At 59.2% G+C, this 3,956-nt stretch carries 4 protein-coding genes; 3 read left to right on the forward strand and 1 reads right to left on the reverse strand.

Annotated features, from left to right (window positions below):
• Positions 1–212: 212 nt before the first annotated feature.
• Entirely contained in the window at positions 213–857 is a 645-nt protein-coding gene (plsY, locus tag BEN48_RS14760) for a glycerol-3-phosphate 1-O-acyltransferase PlsY (RefSeq protein ID WP_070735670.1), read from the forward strand.
• 132 nt (positions 858–989) lie between these two features.
• The gene (locus BEN48_RS14765; RefSeq protein WP_070735671.1) at positions 990–2,354 is read left to right on the forward strand and encodes a dipeptidase; all 1,365 of its coding nucleotides are present in this window, start codon (positions 990–992) and stop codon (positions 2,352–2,354) included.
• A gap of 246 nt (positions 2,355–2,600) precedes the next feature.
• On the opposite strand, the gene BEN48_RS14770 is transcribed toward BEN48_RS14765, so the two are convergent.
• Positions 2,601–3,332: a porin family protein gene (locus tag BEN48_RS14770; protein WP_070735672.1), complete on the reverse strand. Its 732-nt coding sequence runs from the start codon at positions 3,330–3,332 to the stop codon at positions 2,601–2,603.
• A gap of 233 nt (positions 3,333–3,565) precedes the next feature.
• On the opposite strand from BEN48_RS14770, the gene BEN48_RS14775 reads away from it, so the two are divergent.
• On the forward strand, positions 3,566–3,956 hold a 391-nt coding region (locus tag BEN48_RS14775; protein WP_141764570.1), incomplete at its 3' end, for a transposase.

The raw sequence follows: 3,956 nt of genomic DNA on the forward strand, positions 1-3,956 counted from the left end.
CAAAATGCGTCGAAATGCTCATGCCCGAAAGCTACCACAGCCCACAAAAAAGCGCCGACCTCCAGGCCGGCGCTTTTCTGAGTTTTGGGTAAGGACAAGCCCATCGGGCGGGGCTTTTTTGTGCGTCCCACCTGCTGATGCTTGCGCTGCCGAATCACACCTGAACGGCACGGGGGCGCAAACTGCGGCATTCGCGCTACATTTATCCCCGCATGAACTACCTCTACATCGCGCTTGCGCTCTTAGCTGCTTACCTACTTGGCTCCATCCCCACAGCCTTGTGGGTGGGCCGCCGCTTTTTTGGCCTGGCCGACATCCGGGAGCACGGCTCCGGCAACGCCGGTGCCACCAATACCTTTCGCGTGCTGGGCCCCAAGGCTGGCTCGGCGGTGCTGCTCGTTGATGCCCTGAAGGGCTTTGTGGCCGCGTTTTTCCTGCCGCAGTGGCTGGTGGCGCAGGGCGCCATTGCCCCCGAGCACGAGCTGTATTTCAAGCTGGCGTGTGGCGTGCTGGCCATTGTAGGGCACATCTTTCCCGTCTTCGCACAGTTCCGGGGCGGCAAGGGCGTGGCCACGGTACTGGGCATGATGCTGGGCGTGGCCCCTGCCACGGTAGGCGTGTGCCTGCTGGTTTTTGTTGTGATGCTGCTGGTGTTTCGCTACGTGTCGCTGGCCAGTATGTCGGCGGGCATCGCCTTCGCGCTGCTGCAGCTGCTGCCGCAGTTCCGGCCGGCGCAGCCGTTTATGGTGTACGTGGGGTTCCTGCTGGCGGCCCTGCTCATCTACACCCACCGGGCCAACATTGGCCGGCTGCGGGCCGGGACCGAGAGCCGCGTGCCGCTATTTGGACGGAAGTAGGGGAAGTAGCAGATATGCGAGCAGACCCATGGTCGGCTGCTTTTGCCTGGCGGGGGTTGCCATTGGGCAAAGCGGGCTGCACCCGCTACTTTTACCCTCGCATTCCCAACCTCTCTATACTCCGCACCGCGCATGGCCAATTACCTCGCCGATAACCAGACCCGCTTCCTCAACGAGTTGATGGACTGGCTCCGCATCCCGTCCGTTTCGGCCGACCCCAAGTTTCACGATGACGTGTTGCGGGCCGCCGACTTCCTCAAAACCCGTCTCGAAGAAGCCGGCGTGCAAAATGTGGAGCTGTGCCAAACGGCTGGCAACCCCATTGTGTACGGCGAGTATGTGGTGAGCCCCGACGCTAAAACCGTGCTCGTGTACGGCCACTACGACGTGCAGCCCGCCGACCCCTACGAGCTATGGACCTCGCCGCCCTTCGAGCCGGTGATTAAGGACGAGAAAATCTACGCCCGCGGCGCTTGCGACGACAAAGGCCAGGTGTACATGCACGTCAAAGCCTTTGAGATGATGATGCGCGACGGCCAGGGCGGCGTGCCCTGCAACATCAAGTTCATGTTTGAGGGCGAGGAAGAAATCGGCTCCAATAACCTCGAAATCTTCGTGCGGGCAAATAAGGAAAAGCTCAAAGCCGACGTCATCCTGATTTCCGATACTGGCATGCTGGCCAACGACGTGCCCAGCATTGAGGTGGGCCTGCGCGGCCTGAGCTACCACGAAGTGACCGTGACCGGCCCCAACCGCGACCTGCACTCCGGCCTCTACGGCGGCGCCGTGGCCAATCCCATCAACGTGCTCTGCCAGATGATTGCCAGCCTGCACGATGAGAACGGCCACATCACCATCCCCGGCTTCTACGATAACGTGGACGAGCTGAGCGCCAACGAGCGCGCCGAAATGGCCAAGGCTCCGTTCTCCGAAGAAGAATTCAAAAAGAGCATCGGCCTGCCCGCCACGGCCGGCGAAAAGGGCTACAGCAGCATGGAGCGCACCAGCATCCGGCCCACGCTCGACGTGAACGGCATCTGGGGCGGCTACACCGGCGAAGGCGCCAAAACCGTTATTGCCTCGCAGGCCCACGCCAAAATCTCCATGCGCCTGGTGCCCCACCAGACCTCAGCCGAAATTTCGGAGCTGTTCCATAAGCACTTCCGCAGCATTGCCCCGGCCAGCGTCACGGTGAGCGTGCACCCGCACCACGGCGGCGAGCCCGTGGTAACGCCCACCGACTCGGTGGCTTACCGCGCCGCCGCCGATGCCATGGAAACCACCTTCGGCAAGCGGCCGGTGCCCACGCGCGGCGGTGGCTCCATTCCCATCGTGGCCATGTTCAAATCGGAGCTGGGCCTGGATACCGTGCTGCTCGGATTCGGGCTGGACAGTGACGCCATCCACTCGCCCAACGAGCATTTCGGGGTCTTTAACTTCCTGAAAGGCATCGAAACCATCCCGCATTTCTACCGCAACTACGCTGAAGCGAAGTAAGGCGCAAGCGCTGGGATGAAAACACAAAGCCCGGCTTCCACTATGGAAGCCGGGCTTTGTGTTTTCATCCCAGCGCTTGCTCAAATGGAAAGAAGAATTTCTTTGATATTGGTAAGAGATGAGTTCGGCGAAAATCACACCACCATAGCTTGGTCCAAAAAACCGGTAGTACGATTCGCATGAGGCAAAAAAAGCGCTGGCTGCCCGGAGGCAACCAGCGCTTTGGGGAGGGTAGCTGCGGGCAGCTTAGCGGCCCAGCGGCAGGAGGTAGCCCAGCTGCAGCGTGAAGGCATTGTTGAACGCCTTGGGGTCGTTGTTGGTGTTCTTGGAGTCAATCAGCGAGTTGAAGCCTTGGGCGTAGCGCAGGCCCAGGCTCAGGCCGCCGTCGGTCTGGTAGCCGATGCCAGCCACGCCAGCAATGTCAAACTGCGCCAGGTCGGACTTGTCCGAAGGGCCGCGCTTAACGCCGCTGTAGTCCTGGAAGCTGCCGTCGTTGTCGACTTTGGTCTTGGTGCCGTTTGCGTTCTTCGTTGTGGTTTGCTGCTTCACTTTCGAGCCGAACAGGTAGCTTACCTGGGGGCCAAGCTCAAAATACAGACCACCGGCGTTGATTTTGGCCAGAATTGGCAAATCCAGGTAGTGCAGCACGCGCTGCTGCTCCACCTCAATTTCGCTGGTGCCAGCCATCTGCTTCGACTTCACTTCGTAGCCTTTGCGGTTGTAGAGCAGCTCTGGAGCGATGGAGAAGAAACCGTCGCTGCTGATGGGGAAGCTTGTGCCGATACCAGCGTTGTAGCCCAGCTTAAAGGAACCCAGGTCATTGTCGAAAGCAGGACCGGCAATTTGCGAAGCCTGGTCGCCGGAGAGGCTGGAGTAGGTAGCGCCTCCTTTGATACCGATGCGGAGTCCGCCAGCATCCTGGGCTTTGGCTACAGAAACAGTTAGAAACGACAGGGCGAGAATTGCAATTTTTTTCATGGGTGAGGGTGGTTATCGGTAATTAGGTGAATTGATAAATGGGTGGGTAATGCGGAGATTTTAATGGGCCAGGGCCGTTAGATTCGGGCTACTTACCGTGGAAACGCTCCAGAGGTTGCGGCCAAGGTGAGATTTTGCTGAATCAGACAGAGTTGCCGAGAGATTTTTATAGAAGCAAAAGCCTAAATTACTGATGTTACGCGGATATTTAGGGGAGTGATTTACGTTTGGTGATGAGTTGCACACTGGATTTGTACACAGATTACCTGATTAGTTCGACGGGTCAAACGTCGGCCACGGGTTTATCACGGCTGCTGGATGGGGCCGTGAGTCACGACCAGGTCACGCGCTGGCTGAGTAGTTCGTATCTGGACTCTGAGCAGGTCTGGAAGCAGGCCAAGCCGGTGATTCGCGCGGCCGAGCAGCAGCGGGCGGACGACGACTTTGCGGTGCTACTCGTGGATGATTCCATCCTGGAAAAGGCCCACACGGACCCGAGTGCGTTGATTTGCACCCACTGGGACCATAGCAAGGGCCGCTTCGTCAAGGGCCTCAATTTCGTCAGCCTACTCTACCAGGCCGGCGAGCTGGCCCTGCCCATCGCCGTGGAACTCATCGAAAAAA

The sequence above is a fragment of the Hymenobacter glacialis genome (assembly GCF_001816165.1).
Classification (GTDB): Bacteria; Bacteroidota; Bacteroidia; order Cytophagales; family Hymenobacteraceae; genus Hymenobacter; species Hymenobacter glacialis.

What these genes read in the sequence shown, in the direction of transcription:
- plsY (WP_070735670.1), top strand. Translation starts at nt 213, where the DNA reads ATGAACTACCTCTACATCGCGCTTGCGCTCTTAGCTGCTTACCTACTT.
- BEN48_RS14765 (WP_070735671.1), top strand. Translation starts at nt 990, where the DNA reads ATGGCCAATTACCTCGCCGATAACCAGACCCGCTTCCTCAACGAGTTG.
- BEN48_RS14770 (WP_070735672.1), bottom strand. Translation starts at nt 3,332, where the DNA reads ATGAAAAAAATTGCAATTCTCGCCCTGTCGTTTCTAACTGTTTCTGTA.